Below are 14,469 nucleotides of genomic sequence, written 5' to 3'. Positions count from 1 at the left end.
GCCTCACCGTGCTTTGTAGTGTGTCTTCTCCTCAGACAAATTGTACAGCAACCAGGGGGGGGTGCGCACCCGTTTTCATTACTATTTGTGTCGCCCGCACCGGCGGCGCGAGATGGAGGTTTTTATGTAAATAATAAGTAATGTGGATTATTTAGCTTGTAGGATCTAATATTTATATGAGTCAAGCGGGGAAGCTGCTGTGAATTACATCCTTTTCACCAAAACAGCTATTATTGGATTTCTTCTTTCCGTACCTGTGGGGCCGGTAAACCTCTTATGCATCAGGCGAAGCATTTTAAAAAGCCGGGCCGCCGGGTTCATATCGGGTTTGGGCGCGGCTACCTGCGACGCTTTTTTTGCCTATGTCACGGCCTTTGGCATAAGTTATATCAACAGCTTTTTTGTGCGGGAGGAAGTATGGCTGCGCCTGGGCGGGGGCATCCTGCTCTTATTTATAGGGATCAGGTCTTATTTGGCCAAGCCTAAAGAAAAAGTGCCGGCGCCGGGAGGCAAGAGCCTTTTGAGCGCTTACGCCACCACTTTTTTGTTGAACCTCTCAAATCCCTTGATAATTATTGCCTTTGCTGCGGCTTTTGCCGGCTTCGGTGTCATTGGCCCGGACGGCGCTGATTTTCCCGCTGCGGTTTTAGTGGCGGGAATACTGGCAGGTTCCAGCCTGTGGTGGTTTGTTTTAAGCAGTATTGCCAGTTTGTTTCAAAAAAAATTCAACAGCCAGAGCATCAGGTGGCTAAGCAGGCTTTCGGGTATTTTTATCGCCCTGTTTGGATTTCTGATTCTCATAAAGCTGGTCTGACCCGGTCCTCCCTTCCCAAAAAAAGGACAGGCCGTCTGACATTTTCTTCTTGACTTATCCTGCCGGCCCCTGTATCATATGAAACAAAGCAAATTAATCAAGAGAAGCGATGAAGTGGAAAAGTAGGCGGAATACAGCTTTTCAGGGAGAAGGCGCCGTGACTGGAAGCGCTTTTACAGCATGATCCGTTGAAGTTCTCCACCGAGTTTCCGGGCTGAAACTGCTGAGGAAAGTAGGCCCGGCCGGAGTCTTCCGCCGTTAAAAGGAAGGGGGTATAAGGAATTTTTCCCGTACCCTGCCGCAAGTGGGCTCATTAAATGAGCCAATTAGGGTGGTACCGCGAAACCAGCTTTTCGTCCCTTGAGGCGAAAAGCATTTTTATTTGGCATCACCTGCAGGGAGGGGATTCCCGTACCTTTACAAGTGGGTTATTCAGTTAACCAACCGGGGTGGTACCGCGGAAGTCCGCAGCTTTCGTCCTCGCGAAGGCTGCGGGTTTTTTATTTTCAGGAGCGGAAGATTTTACAGCGCTGGAGGTGAGCAGCTTTCTTTACTTGCTTGAATAAAAACGGCATTTGTCTGCCGGATCCATCATTATATAGAATCAAGGAGGAAAAAGTGTTGAAAAAAAAGAGAATTTTAACCGGTATTATAACCGTTATAATTGCGGCAGGTTTGCTTTTGAGCGGCTGCGCGGGAAGTAAGGAAGCTACTAAAACCAGCGCCGGCAAGGAGCCTTACAAGATCGGCGCGGTAATTGATATCAGCGGGTCCTCCTCGTCACTGGGCGTACCCGAGAAAAACACACTCCAGATGCTGGCCGACAAGGTAAACGCGGCAGGCGGGATCAACGGCCACCCGCTGGTATTAACCATTCTTGACAACAAGAGCGATGAAACTGAAGCTGTACTGGCGGTCAAAAAACTGATCGACCAGGAGAAAGTTCTGGCTGTTCTGGGATGCAGTGCCAGCGGCACGTCAATGTCGATGATTGACACGGTGCAAAAAGAAAAAGTGCCGATGATATCCCTCGCAGCCTCCAGCAAAATCGTGGAGCCGGTCCAGGAAAGGCAGTGGGTGTTTAAAACCGCCCAGAGCGATATTGTAACCATTAACAAGCTGATGAGCTACCTGAAAGAAAAAGGTCTGACCAACGTGGCGTTTCTGTATATGAACAACGCGTATGGGGACGGCGGCAGGATTGCTTTTACCGCCGCAGCGCAGGCTGGCGGTGTGGAGATAGTGGCCGAGGAAAAATTCGAGGCCACAGACAAGGATATGACCCCGCAGCTGACCAGGGTTAAAACCAGCGGGGCGCAGGCAGCGGTAGTATGGGCCATTCCCCCGTCAGCCTCGATTATAACCAGGAACTTCAAGGACCTGAACATGGGGATACCTCTTCTGCACAGCCACGGTGTCGGCAACCAGAACTTCATCGACCTGGCCCAGGGAGCTGCGGACGGCGTAATCCTGCCCATCGGCAAGCTGATTGTGGCGGATCAGATCCCGGACAGCGACCCGCAGAAGAAAGTCTTAAACACTTACATTGAGGAGTACAGCAAGAAATACAATTCACCGCCCAACTCTTTCGGCGGCTACGCCTGGGATGGGTTCTACCTGCTGGTGAACGCTCTTGAAAAAGCCGGGGCGGACCGGGCGGCCATCCGTGACGTGCTGGAAAAAACCCAGGGTTTCAGCGGTGTTTCCGGTGTATTCAACATGTCGGCAAGCGACCATAATGGTTTGAATGAAGATTCCATGGTCATGGTCCAGATTGAGAACGGTAAGTGGAAACTTCTGAAATAAATTATGTTATGAGGTGAACAAGTTGGATTTATCCTCCCAGCTCCTGCAGCTTCTATTTTCAGGGTTGACCCTGGGCAGCATTTACTCCCTGATCGCCCTGGCCCTGGTAACAACTTTCAATATCACGGGCGTTCTCAATCTTGCCCAGGGAGAGTTTGTGGCGCTGGGAGCCCTGCTGGCCGCGAGCCTTTACACGGCCGGCCTGCCCCTGGCGGCGGCCTTCCTGGTTTCAGTTGCCCTGATTGCAGCACTCGGCGCGCTGGTCGAGCGTGCGGCTATTTACCCGGCCCGCGAGTCCAGCGCCCTGACCTTAATCATCATTACTGTAGGCCTTTCGATTTCCCTGCGCGGGTTGGCCCTACTGCTCTGGGGCACCGACCCTGTTTCCCTGCCGGCTTTCTCCAGCGGCGGGCCGCTGCTGGTGGGAGGGGCGTCTGTCAACCTGCAGACTCTGTGGATACTGGGCATGGCGGCGGTTACCATGGCTGTCCTGAATATATTTTTTGAACTGACTTATACGGGGAAAGCGGTGCGGGCATGCGTGATCAACCGTACCGCTGCCCTGCTGGTTGGGATTAATCCAGGCGCCATGTCGCTTATGGCTTTCGCCGGCAGCGGCGCCATAGGCGCGGCGGCGGGCATCTTCATCACACCGGTGACCCTGGCCACGTATGATATGGGGTTTATGCTGGGTGTTAAAGGTTTTGTGGCCGCCGCCATCGGCGGTATGCATAATATTCGCGGCGCTGTTCTGGGCGGCTTTATCCTGGGCATTCTGGAAGTTTACAGCGCCGGCCTGGTGTCGTCCGGCTTAAAAGACGCGGTGGCGCTGGTTGTGCTGCTGGCTATGCTGATGCTGAGGCCGGAAGGCCTGCTGGCAGCCAGCGGCCGCAAAGTGTGATGTGGGACGTGGGAAATGAGAAGTGAGACGTGAGAGCTGTAGGTGCGGCTTCAGCCGCACATGATTGGCGGGATTTATCCCGCCCTACACAGGAAAGGGGACATATTTCAATGTCATTCCTCTGAGGCAGGAGATATGTCCCCAATAATGACGATACTGACTAGCAATAAGGGAGACTTTCATTATGAACAAAAAAATTGCCTTATGGGGCATTCTGATCCTGGCGTTTGCATTGCTGCCATTATTCATAAAGAGCAATTACCTGCTGGGGGTGCTCATTGTAATTGGTCTTTATACAATAATTGTAATCGGATTGGGCATCCTCATGGGCTACGCCGGTCAGGTATCATTCGGGCACGCTGCTTTTTTCGGAATGGGAAGCTATACTGTTGCCGTTCTTACCACCGCCTGCCACTGGCCAACCATACCCGCCCTCATCGCTTCTTTAATACTGCCCGGGCTTGTGGCGGCGATCATCGGCGGGCCCACACTAAAACTCAGAGAATTATACCTGGCCCTGGCTACTCTGGCTTTCGGTATTCTGGTCCACATCCTCTTTAACGAATTAAAAGGGATAACCGGAGGGCCTTCCGGAATGACCGGCATCCCTTATCTGTCTATCGGAGGACTTGTCTTTGACCGGGATATTAAGTTCTATTACCTGGTCTGGGTGACAGTGCTCCTGGTGTCACTGGCCGTGCACAACCTGATCCACTCACGTATGGGCAGGGCGATGAGGGCTATAAGAGAAAGCGAGCATGCCTCTGAAACATCCGGTATCGATACCGCCGGCTTAAAACTGCAGGCATTTGTTTTCAGCGCGGTTTTAGCCGGTTTAGCCGGGGGGCTGTATGCTTTTTATGTAACATTTGTAAGCCCGTCCCCCTTTGGCTTCCATACCTCCGTCCAGTTTGTGCTGATGGCGGTGGTGGGCGGCCTGGGCACATTCTGGGGTCCCCTCCTGGGTGCCGGCCTGGTGGTTGCCCTGGGAGAAGTTCTGCGCTGGGCAATTCCGCTGGTGATACCCGGGGCTGGAGGGGAGTACCAGATTATCTTCTTTGGAATTATCCTAATGCTTATAATGGTTATTAAACCTGAGGGTTTGGGAGCGATCACCGATCTTTTCAAAAAACCCAGAGTGGAGGAGGTCCAATAGATGCTTTTGGAAATCAACGCTTTAACCAAACACTTTGGCGGGGTGGCGGCTGTAAAAGATGTCAGCTTTAATGTCAGGGAGGGTGAAATATTTGCCCTGATCGGCCCCAACGGGGCTGGTAAAACCACGGTTTTTAACCTGATTACCGGAGTGCTGGCTCCGGACACGGGTACCATGGTTTTCATGGGGAGGCCGCTGGCAGGGATGAAACCCCACCGTATAGCCGCCATGGGTTTAACCAGGACCTTTCAAAACCTCCAGCTTTTCGGCAGGATGTCGGTATTGGAAAATGTGATGGCCGGAGCCCACCTGAAAGGGAAAACCGGGTTTTTAAAATCACTTGCCCGCTGGCCCGGTTCTGTTGCTGAAAATAAAATGATTGAGCGGGACGCTCTAAAACTATTAAAAGAGGTAGGGCTGGAAGACCAGGCCGGACTGTATGCGGCAGCTCTTCCCTTTGGGCAGCAGCGGCTCCTCGAAATAGCCCGCTCCATGGCCTCCAACCCGCGCCTGGTGCTGCTGGATGAGCCGGCAGCCGGGCTGAACAGCGCTGAAACAAAGATATTGGCCGGATATTTGAAGCACCTGCGCGAGCAGGGCAAGTCCATGGTGCTGGTCGAACACGATATGGAAACAGTGATGGAAGTGGCCGACCGTATAATGGTCCTGAATTTTGGCGAGTCAATCGGTGAGGGAACACCGGAAGTGATTCAGGCAGACCCGAAAGTGATCAAAGCTTACCTTGGGGAGGATGATCAGGTTGCTTGAAATAAAAGGTCTGGAGGTATGCCACGGGTGGGTTCAGGCGCTACGGGGCCTGTCGCTGCAGGTTTCCGAGGGGGAGACGCTGGCGGTGCTTGGATCAAACGGCGCCGGGAAAAGCACCCTGCTCGGCGCGCTGGCGGGACTTTATAAGATCAAAAAAGGAGACATCCTGCTGGACGGGAGATCTCTTTCAGGTAAGTCCCCGCATTACATGGTAAAAGAGGGTATCAGTCTCGTGCCTGAGCGCAGGGAAATTTTTAATTCCCTAACTGTTATGGACAATCTTTTATTAGGAGCATATCACCGCTACCGTTCCAAAAAGAATGAGGTTATAATAGACGTGGAGAATATACTGAATCTGTTTCCGGCACTCAGGGGCAGGGAAAACCATCCTGCCGGAACATTGAGCGGCGGGCTGCAGCAGATGCTGGCGATCGGGCGCGGGCTGATGGCTCGCCCCAAGCTGCTTCTTCTCGACGAACCATCAGTTGGACTGGCGCCTCTGGTAGTGCGTGAAATCATGTCCACCCTGGCTGAATTAAAAAAGACCGGGGTGACGATTATTCTAGTGGAACAGAATACAGCCGCGGCTCTTAAAGTGGCTGACCGCGCCCTGGTAATGGAACGCGGCAGCATAGTTTTGAGCGGCTGTTCGCGGGAAATGATGGGGGATACCAGGGTACAGCAGGCCTACCTGGGCCGCACGAGAGTCGTGCGGCCTGCGGCGGCGCTTTAAGACAGGAGGATGAGTTTAAAATGATTCAGTCACCAGGTAAAAAATTACGGGAGGGATACTTCGATCCCGAACATGAAACCATGTCCCGGGATGAGCTGGCGCAGCTGCAGCTGGAGCGCCTGCAGGCGACTGTAAAAAAAGTATACCGCTCCGTCCCTTTTTACAAGAAAGCGTTAAAAGCCAGGGGGGTAGAGCCGGGAGATATCAAGTCTCTGGATGATATCAAAAAGCTGCCGTTCACATACAAGCAGGATCTCAGGGACAATTACCCTTACGGCCTTTTTGCCGCGCCAATGGACAAGATTATCAGGCTGCACGCCTCTTCCGGGACTACCGGAAAGCCTTCCGTAGTCGGTTATACTAAAAAGGACATATATAACTGGGCTGGTCTGATCGCCCGCTGCCTGGTTATGGCCGGCGGCGGCAAAGATGACGTGGTCCAGGTCGCATACGGTTACGGCCTTTTTACAGGTGGACTTGGCGCCCACTACGGGGCTGAGCGCCTGGGCGCCGCGGTGGTGCCTATATCCGGCGGCAATACTGCACGGCAGCTGATGCTGATGCAGGATTTCGGTTCGACCATACTTGCCTGTACGCCTTCCTACGCGCTTTTCCTGGCCGAAGAAGGGCTTGCGGCCGGTGTCGATTTTAGAAAGCTGCCGATCCGGGCCGGCGTTTTCGGTGCTGAGCCCTGGAGTGAGAACATGAGGAGGCAGATCGAGTCAAAAATGGATATAACCGCCCTGGATATTTACGGCCTCAGCGAGGTTATGGGGCCGGGCGTATCGATGGAATGCCCGGCGAAGCAGGGCTCTCATATATTTGAAGACCACTTTATCGCTGAAATCATCGACCCCGACACAGGAGATGTGCTCCCGTACGGACAGCGGGGAGAGTTAGTCCTGACCACCATCACCAAAGAGGGCATTCCGCTGCTCCGCTACCGCACCAGGGATATTTCCACCCTGCACCCGGAAGTATGCGCCTGCGGGCGGACCCACGTGCGGATGAAGAGGGTGACAGGCCGCACCGACGACATGCTGATTATCCGGGGCGTCAATGTCTTCCCGTCCCAGGTGGAGAGCGTCCTGCTTGAGTTTGGCGAAACCGAGCCCCATTACCTGCTGGTGGTTGACCGCAAGGGTGATCTTGACGAACTGGAAATCAGGGTGGAACTGTCAGAGAAGATGTTTTCCGACGAGGTAAGGCAGCTGGAAAAACTTGAGAACAGGATCAGGCACAAAATCCTGAGTGTGCTCAATATCAACGCCCGGATCAGGTTTGTGGAGCCCAGGACCATCCCCAGGAGCGAAGGCAAGGCTAAGCGGGTCATGGACCGGCGTGAATTATAGTATTTGACGGGGATATTTTTTGATGTTTGAAGTGAACAAACAAGCTGAATTTGTAGAAAAAGTTAGATCGGATAGTTTTTCCAGCCTGCTGGGGATTGACATTCTGGAGGCCCGTCCCGGATATGCCAGAGCTTCTTTGTCAATCGTCAAAGATATGGTTAATTTCCAGGGCAACACCCACGGAGGCGCTATCTGCGCCCTTATTGACACAACCTGCGGTGCTGCCAGCAACTCCCCCGGGCAGACTTCAGCAGGCCTGAGCCTGAACGTATCATTTTTAAAGGCCACACAATTGGGTGCCACCCTTACAGCTGTTGCCGAGGAAGCAAACCGGACCCGGCGGACGGCGTTGTACAGGGTGAATGTTCATGATGAGAAAAATGACCTGGTCGCTGTGGCCAGCGGCATAGCGTATATTAAATCATTTTAAATCCTTTGATTTTTGCAGGACGAAACCCCGGGCAACCCCGGGGCTTATTTTTTGTCAAACGGTTAAATTAAAGTTCTTGTTATCTGACAAGCGGCTACAATGGGGTCTCAGTACTGGATTGAAAGTGAGGGTTTGTAAGGCATGCTTGTTTAAGTCCTGCCGGGGCGGAGATGGGCCGGCCCAGATAATAGCCCTGGCCGTAATCAACTCTCAGATCACTCAAGGAGTTCATGATGTCTTCATTCTCCACAAATTCGGCTATAGTCTTCTTGCCCAGGGCGTGCGCCACCGCGTTCATAGCCTTTACCAGCGCCCTGTGGGTGGCGTCTCTGTCCAGGTCGCGGATATAGCTGCCGTCAATTTTCAGGTAGTCTACCGGCAGCATGCGGAGGTAGGCAAAAGAAGAGAATCCTATGCCAAAGTCGTCAAGCGCGAAGCGGCAGCCCAGGTTTTTCAGCCTTCGGATCCAGTGTTCAGCCCTGTTCATATCTTTTACAGCTGCTGTCTCAGTGATTTCAAAACCAATCCTGGTGGGGTCGATACCGCTCTCCAGGATTTTTTCTTCAATAAACTCCAATGTCGCCTCATCGCCCAGGCTTAACCCGGAAAGGTTAATAAACGGCTGCAGGTCCGGAAATTTATGCAGGGCGGCCAGGCAGGAACGCACTACCCAGCGGTCGATCTGGGGCATCAGGCCAAACCGTTCAGCAGCCGGTATGAAACGGCCGGGCAGAATAATATCCCCTTTTTCATCCTGCAGGCGCAGGAGCATTTCATGATGAATGGTTTTACCGTCACTCACCCTGATTACCGGCTGGAAATAGAGGGTGAAAAGGTCATCCCGAAGAGCGTTCCGGATCAGTGAGACCATCCGGTTTGCTTCATCCATTTTGGCCTGTGTCTCCAGGTCGGCTTTCAGGAAGGTGACTCTGTTTCTGCCGCTCTCTTTAGACGTGTAAAGGGCGTTGTCCGCGTAAGAAAGGACCTTTTGCGCGTCCAGTGAACCGTCTACCATAACCACGCCTATGCTGATACTCAAGTTAAGGCAGCATTTGTGCATGTCCAGGTATAATTCGTCCTGATCCACAGCCCTGCGCAGTTTTTCAGCCACGATTTCCGCTTCTCGCAGGGATGCGCCTTCAAGCAGCACGCAAAACTCATCTCCGCCAAAACGCGCCAAAAGGTCGCCTTCCCGCAGGTTATTCTTCAGGATGTTCGTCAATGTAACCAACAAATTGTCGCCCGCCGCGTGCCCCAGGGAGTCATTGACCAGTTTGAAGTTGTCCAGGTCGATGAAGAGAAAAGCGCTCTTTTCTCCACGCTTGGCCTTGGCCACCGCCCGCTTTAAAGCTTCGGTCATGGAGTAGCGGTTGGCGATATTGGTCAGAGCGTCATGTGTGGCCAGGTACTGCAACTGCTTTTCCAGGTGCTTGCGCTCGGTGATGTCCCGGATCGTTTCGATGGCGCCCACAATATTGTTTTTCTCATCCAGCAGGGGGGAGGCGCTGGCCCACAAGTTGGCGCCCATCCCGTTAAATACGGACGGCACGTAGAACTCGGCAAAATAAGTATTTCCTTTTCTTTCAACATAGTGATAGAATTCCTTGATTTCATTGTTATCCTCGAAAACCAGGTCAATCAGAATCGGCTTGGGTTTATGGTAAAAAGTCTTACCGTGGGCATAGCCGCCTTTGCCAAGGATGTCCTTCTTTGCCACACCGGTCATTTCTTCAATCGCCTTGTTCCAGGCGATGACTTTACGGTCCTTGTCAATAACAAAAGTGGCGTCGGGGAGGAATTCAATGATGTCGATCAGTCTCTGGTGGGCTTGCCGCAGTTCTTCTTCGGCCTTGAGGCGCTCGGTGATATCCTCTCCGATGATGGCTGTGCCGACTATATTGCCATCAATGTCTCTCAGTAGAGTATTGTTTGAAAAGATCAAGCGTCGTTCACCATTGCGGGTTTGAATTTCATTGATGCCGTGCGTGTTCATCACACCATCTTTAACAGCCTCCATCAGGTCCCTTTTGACATCCTTTTTCTCAGCGGGAACGAACAGGTCAAACCAGTTGCTGCCCAGCACGTCCTCACGCTTCCAGCCGGTCAGCCTGAGCAGGAAATCATTGCAGAAATTGATATTGCCGCCGGTGTCCATGATCACAGAAACCAGGTGGACATTTTCCAGCATCTCGCGGAAGCGCCGTTCTGACTCCTGCAGCAGCTCATTTGCCTTTTGCAGCTCGCTGTACTGCTGTTTGAGATCCCGGCGCATTTGTTCAAATGTATTGGCCAGGCGGCCTATTTCAACATTGGCGCTTATGTTGACTTCAGTGTCCAGGTCGCCGTGCGACAGGCGGCCGGCAGCGGTGACCAGTTCATTAATCGGCTGGGTGAGGGAGTTGGTAAACATCCAGATAATGACCAAGATGAACAGCAAAACCAGTCCATAAATCGAGGCTACCCGCAGGGCGGTACTGCTGATGACACTATCTACGAACTGTTTATTAGCTCCGACGTACAACATGCCTATAATCTTGCCGCTTTGGTCCTGTATTGGCTTGTAGGCGGTCTGGTACTTGATGCCCGCCACATCGGCCCCACCTGAATATTCCTTTCCCTCTCCCAGAACAACACTGCAAACCTCATCAGAGACTCTGGTGCCAAGGACCCGTGTGTCGTCCCTGATAATATTTGTAGCAATACGGATCGGCCCTTGAAAGATGGTGCATGTATCTCCGGTTAACAGCCCAATCTGGTCGACAATCTCATTGTTTCCGTTAATAAGGGTATTTCCCTTGTAGAGCTGTCCTTCCCTTACAGCCCAGGGGCCGGGCAGCCTGCTGTCCAGCAAGGCTTCAGCCAGCCGCAGGTTGCTTTTGGCCTTTTCGACGGCTACCGTGTTGGCTTCAATCCGTATCTCCCTTGTTGTCCAGGTAATGGTTGCGAGAAGGCCCAGAATAATAACAAGGGTGTTCGTTATTATATATCTCCAGCGGGTGGTGCGGAATTTTGACAGGTACCTGACAGGCAGGTTAAGCATTGATGTCTTCCCCCACAACATAATACATAATACATGTATTTATTATTTCGGTAATAATTCAACAACCTTTATCAGAGATTTAACAGTATTGATTAAAAATACTAGCTTTATCTTTGAATTACGCTCTTCAGACGGTAAAGGAGAGTAATTTTTTATGTCGAATTATTGTTGAAAGCAAAGTATTCTGTCAAATGGATAATCCGGCTGTTTTCAGTCAATCATAGTAAAAGAATAATAACGGGGGGCAGGGAATGAAAAAGCTGAAAAATAAAGCGGTTTACGCGAGCGTTATCATTGTACTTTTAATTGGCGCGGTGGCCGGTTCGGCTTACTCCATAAAAAAGCACATCAATAATACCGGACAGGACACTCCAGCCGGCATACAGCTGGAGCAGCCAGCCGCTAATGAAACCACGCCCGCCGCACAGGAGAAGGGAACTCAGACGGCGGCGGGCGGGAGCAATGTGCCGGCAGATGCCGCCAGTGGGAAAGACAATAGCGGCACTACAACTGTAACCAGCAATTTGCCCAACTCAAAGCGGGGCTGGGGCCTTAACAAAAATGACAATCACCAGCGCCCGGAAATGCCGTCCTCCATCAGCTCTGTACTGAGCAAGTACGGCGCTTACTGGATCGGCCCCAACCAAAAAGTGGTTTACCTGACTTTTGACGAGGGTTACGAAAACGGTTACACAGGGACTATTCTGGACATCCTTAAGGCCAACAACGTCAAAGCTGTATTCTTTGTGACCGGCCATTACATCGATTCGCAGCCGGGCCTGGTCAAACGGATGGTGGATGAAGGGCATATTGTCGGCAACCATACCGACACCCACCCCAGCCTGCCGGATATTACCGACGACCAGATCAGAAAAGAAATTCAGACCGTGGAAGACAAGTACGAACAGGTTACCGGACAGAAAGGCATGAAATACCTGAGGCCGCCGCAGGGAGAGTACAGTGAGCGCACCCTGGCGCTGACCAGGGAGATGGGCTACCACAACATTTTCTGGAGCATGGCCATGGTGGACTGGGTGCCGATGCCGGGCGGCCCGGAAGAGTCGTACCGGACAGTTACGGGAAACCTGCACAACGGCGCGTTGATCCTGCTGCACGCAGTATCCAAGGACAATACTGAGGCCCTGGACAGGATACTCAAAGAGATCAAGTCGCAGGGTTACACATTTGGCACCATGGACGACCTGGTAAGCTAAGACATGTTAGTGAATAAAGCGGGCGCATGCGCCCGCTTTTGTGATCAGGGCATTGTTTTATCCGGTAAAATGTAGTAATTTTATCTAAATACTAAATATCAGGGGGTATGGATATGGAACTGCTAGAAGCGATTCGCGGGCGTAGAAGCGTGCGTAAATATAAGGGTGAGCAGCTTCCGGAGAAGACAGTAAGAGAACTGCTGGAACTGGCCGCCTGGGCGCCCAGCGGCATGAATACTCAGCCGTGGCTGTATGTAGTTATTGAAGGCAAGGAATACCTAAGGGATTTGTCGGACAAGTGCAGGGCTTATATTTTGGAGATAATGGACGAACTGCCGGCGCTTCAGAACTACAAGACAGCTTTGTCCAACCCTGAATTTAATATCTTTTACGGGGCACCGGTTCTGGTATTAATCTATGGCAGTCAAAACGCATTTACCTATACATACGACTGCAGTATGGCCGCTCAGAATTTGATGCTGGCTGCCTGGGACAGAGGCGTCGGCAGCTGCTGGATCGGTTTTGCCAGGGCTTACTGCGGCACCCCTGATTTTAAAGCTGAACTGAAAGTGCCTCCGGAATACCAGCTGGTCGCCCCCGTTTTGCCAGGCAGGAGAAATTATAGTATTCAGCGAAATAGTTGGAAATTTAAGTCTTATCAGGGGTGAGGGGATGTCCAGGCTGTCCTGGCTGATGAAAGAAACAAAAAGATGGGTGAGCGGCAGGATCATCACCGGCGACCAGGCGGAACAGATTATCGGCCTGTATCCGGCCGAGCATAAAAACAGGCTGATTTCGGTTTTACTGCTGCTGGGGGCAATTTTACTCGGGACCGGTATTATCCTTTTCTTCGCCTCAAACTGGCAGCATATACCCAAGTGGGGAAAAGTCAGTATCGTTATTATTCCCCTGGTCCTTTTTCACCTTGCCGCGCACTTGACCTGCGAGAGTTATCCCCGGCTGAGCCAGACTCTTACGCTGCTTGGCTGCGTCATGTTTGGCTCCGGCATCTGGCTGGTTGCCCAAATTTTTCATATTAACACCCATTTCCCCAACGGGATGCTTTTCTGGCTGCTGGGTGTCCTGTCGGTTGCGCTGATCCTGAGAGAAGAGCTGCCGCTCGGGCTGAGCGCCCTGCTGATGGCGTCATGGGTGCTGGCGGAACAGTCTTCCTCCCTGTTGATAATGTTTATAGCAATGATGCTTTTTGGCGGAGTTTTCTATTTGACCTATACACTGCGGTCTTCTTTCGCGCTGGTGGTCAGCCTAATCAGCGTGTGCATATTTGTCAACACGGAAATCTACCTGATTTTAGCGGATAATTACAGCTTTAAAGACGCGGGTTCTTTAATACCGTTCGTACTGCTGCTGATCGGGTCGTCTTATATTTATATGTCCAAACACCCGGTCAACGAATTGCTTAAGAATTTTCCTTTCATATACAAATTTTTAGGAGTAGTGCTGACCGGGGCGTCACTGTTTACCATGTCTCTTGAATTTTTTGCCTACGACTTTATCAAAATGCGCCAGAGCGGGGCCGGGTATGTCCTGTTCTGGGTCCTTTACATCACCGTGGCGTTTTTGGGCGCTTACGCCATCAGCAGGCGCAGTACCAAGATCAAAGAGGTTTTAAAAGGGAATTACACCTGGCTGGCTGTAGACGCACTGGTTTTTATCATGCTGCTCATTCCCTTTAATGGATTAACTCTAATGATCATTTTAAACCTGTTTATGTTTATCTGGGCCCTGCTGGTGATTATCTCAGCATACCAGACCCAGAGCAGCCTGTACTTTATCCTTGGCATGGTTGCTTTTAACCTGTACGTCTTGGCGGAGTACTTCAATTTCTTCTGGAAGAGCCTGCCCAAGTCCCTGTTCTTTATCGCAGGTGGGATCGTGCTGGTCTTGAGCGGGGCGCTGATGGAACGGCAGAGAAGAAAAGCTGTCCTCGCCTGGCAGAAGGAGGTTGTAAGCAGCTACAAAATAGTTAAATAAAAGTATGTAAAGAATGATAACTCATTGACACGAACATCTGTTCTATTTTATAATGGACACAGGAGGTGAGTGGCATATGAGAGTTAAGTAAAATTTAGAGAGGAAAAGGTTACTAAGCAATTACATCCGATGAGGCGTCGCAAAGACACGCGGTGAAAGTCGGGCGCGGAGGTTATATCAACCAGGCGGTGGGTAACACTCCCTTCCGGGCAGAACCCAGCACTCAACCTAGCGTTTGATAGGTAAGAGAATTAGAGAAG

Annotated in this window: 12 protein-coding genes and 1 other annotated feature; of the genes, 11 read left to right on the top strand and 1 reads right to left on the bottom strand. The window is 51.7% G+C overall.

Features of this window, described 5'->3' with window-relative positions:
• The first annotated feature begins 199 nt into the window (after positions 1 to 199).
• The 8 genes from Pmgp_RS14830 (at position 200) to Pmgp_RS14800 (ending at position 7,960) form a co-directional block, all read left to right on the top strand.
• On the top strand, positions 200 to 814 hold the full coding sequence (locus Pmgp_RS14830) for a LysE family translocator (protein ID WP_134214756.1): 615 nt from the start codon (positions 200 to 202) through the stop codon (positions 812 to 814).
• Between the two features lie 100 nt (positions 815 to 914).
• Positions 915 to 1,178, top strand: a binding site (T-box leader).
• Positions 1,179 to 1,435: 257 nt separating this feature from the next.
• Positions 1,436 to 2,620: an ABC transporter substrate-binding protein gene (locus Pmgp_RS14825; RefSeq protein ID WP_427910041.1), complete on the top strand. Its 1,185-nt coding sequence runs from the start codon at positions 1,436 to 1,438 to the stop codon at positions 2,618 to 2,620.
• A gap of 22 nt (positions 2,621 to 2,642) precedes the next feature.
• Positions 2,643 to 3,521 carry a branched-chain amino acid ABC transporter permease gene (locus Pmgp_RS14820; RefSeq protein ID WP_134214754.1) on the top strand — a complete coding sequence of 293 codons (879 nt, stop codon included), beginning with the start codon at positions 2,643 to 2,645 and terminating at the stop codon, positions 3,519 to 3,521.
• 184 nt (positions 3,522 to 3,705) lie between these two features.
• The gene (locus Pmgp_RS19820) at positions 3,706 to 4,677 is read left to right on the top strand and encodes a branched-chain amino acid ABC transporter permease (RefSeq protein ID WP_192902949.1); all 972 of its coding nucleotides are present in this window, start codon (positions 3,706 to 3,708) and stop codon (positions 4,675 to 4,677) included.
• Positions 4,678 to 5,445: an ABC transporter ATP-binding protein gene (locus Pmgp_RS19815; protein WP_192902948.1), complete on the top strand. Its 768-nt coding sequence runs from the start codon at positions 4,678 to 4,680 to the stop codon at positions 5,443 to 5,445.
• On the top strand, positions 5,438 to 6,178 hold the full coding sequence (locus Pmgp_RS14810) for an ABC transporter ATP-binding protein (RefSeq protein ID WP_134214753.1): 741 nt from the start codon (positions 5,438 to 5,440) through the stop codon (positions 6,176 to 6,178). The genes Pmgp_RS19815 and Pmgp_RS14810 overlap by 8 nt, the downstream gene beginning before the upstream one ends.
• 20 nt (positions 6,179 to 6,198) lie before the next feature.
• Positions 6,199 to 7,530, top strand: a complete 1,332-nt coding sequence (locus Pmgp_RS14805; RefSeq protein WP_134214752.1) for a phenylacetate--CoA ligase family protein — start codon at positions 6,199 to 6,201, stop codon at positions 7,528 to 7,530.
• A 22-nt stretch (positions 7,531 to 7,552) separates the two neighbouring features.
• Positions 7,553 to 7,960, top strand: coding sequence for a PaaI family thioesterase (locus tag Pmgp_RS14800; protein ID WP_134214751.1), 408 nt, complete (start codon positions 7,553 to 7,555; stop codon positions 7,958 to 7,960).
• A 94-nt stretch (positions 7,961 to 8,054) separates the two neighbouring features.
• Here the strand turns inward: Pmgp_RS14800 and Pmgp_RS14795 are convergent, their stop codons facing one another.
• Positions 8,055 to 11,000 carry an EAL domain-containing protein gene (locus tag Pmgp_RS14795; RefSeq protein WP_192902947.1) on the bottom strand — a complete coding sequence of 982 codons (2,946 nt, stop codon included), beginning with the start codon at positions 10,998 to 11,000 and terminating at the stop codon, positions 8,055 to 8,057.
• A gap of 251 nt (positions 11,001 to 11,251) precedes the next feature.
• Here Pmgp_RS14795 and pdaA point away from each other — a divergent pair, with 251 nt between their 5' ends.
• The 3 genes from pdaA to Pmgp_RS14780 all read left to right on the top strand — a co-directional run bounded on the left by pdaA (position 11,252) and on the right by Pmgp_RS14780 (position 14,209).
• On the top strand, positions 11,252 to 12,214 hold the full coding sequence (gene pdaA / locus Pmgp_RS14790) for a delta-lactam-biosynthetic de-N-acetylase (RefSeq protein ID WP_134214749.1): 963 nt from the start codon (positions 11,252 to 11,254) through the stop codon (positions 12,212 to 12,214).
• 113 nt (positions 12,215 to 12,327) lie between these two features.
• Entirely contained in the window at positions 12,328 to 12,882 is a 555-nt protein-coding gene (locus Pmgp_RS14785; protein ID WP_134214748.1) for a nitroreductase, read from the top strand.
• Positions 12,883 to 12,886: 4 nt separating this feature from the next.
• Complete coding sequence (locus tag Pmgp_RS14780; RefSeq protein ID WP_134214747.1) at positions 12,887 to 14,209, top strand: DUF2157 domain-containing protein; 1,323 nt, start codon at positions 12,887 to 12,889, stop codon at positions 14,207 to 14,209.
• The last annotated feature ends 260 nt before the right edge of the window (positions 14,210 to 14,469 follow it).

The organism is Pelotomaculum propionicicum (genome assembly GCF_004369225.1).
GTDB lineage: Bacteria > Bacillota > Desulfotomaculia > Desulfotomaculales > Pelotomaculaceae > Pelotomaculum_B > Pelotomaculum_B propionicicum.
This window is presented reverse-complemented; position numbering and strand designations above follow the sequence as displayed.

Bases quoted from the DNA above. Each gene is read 5' to 3' on its own strand.
- Pmgp_RS14795 (WP_192902947.1), bottom strand. From the start codon at position 11,000: ATGCTTAACCTGCCTGTCAGGTACCTGTCAAAATTCCGCACCACCCGC.
- pdaA (WP_134214749.1), top strand. From the start codon at position 11,252: ATGAAAAAGCTGAAAAATAAAGCGGTTTACGCGAGCGTTATCATTGTA.
- Pmgp_RS14780 (WP_134214747.1), top strand. From the start codon at position 12,887: ATGTCCAGGCTGTCCTGGCTGATGAAAGAAACAAAAAGATGGGTGAGC.
- Pmgp_RS19815 (WP_192902948.1), top strand. From the start codon at position 4,678: ATGCTTTTGGAAATCAACGCTTTAACCAAACACTTTGGCGGGGTGGCG.
- Pmgp_RS19820 (WP_192902949.1), top strand. From the start codon at position 3,706: ATGAACAAAAAAATTGCCTTATGGGGCATTCTGATCCTGGCGTTTGCA.
- Pmgp_RS14805 (WP_134214752.1), top strand. From the start codon at position 6,199: ATGATTCAGTCACCAGGTAAAAAATTACGGGAGGGATACTTCGATCCC.
- Pmgp_RS14785 (WP_134214748.1), top strand. From the start codon at position 12,328: ATGGAACTGCTAGAAGCGATTCGCGGGCGTAGAAGCGTGCGTAAATAT.
- Pmgp_RS14800 (WP_134214751.1), top strand. From the start codon at position 7,553: ATGTTTGAAGTGAACAAACAAGCTGAATTTGTAGAAAAAGTTAGATCG.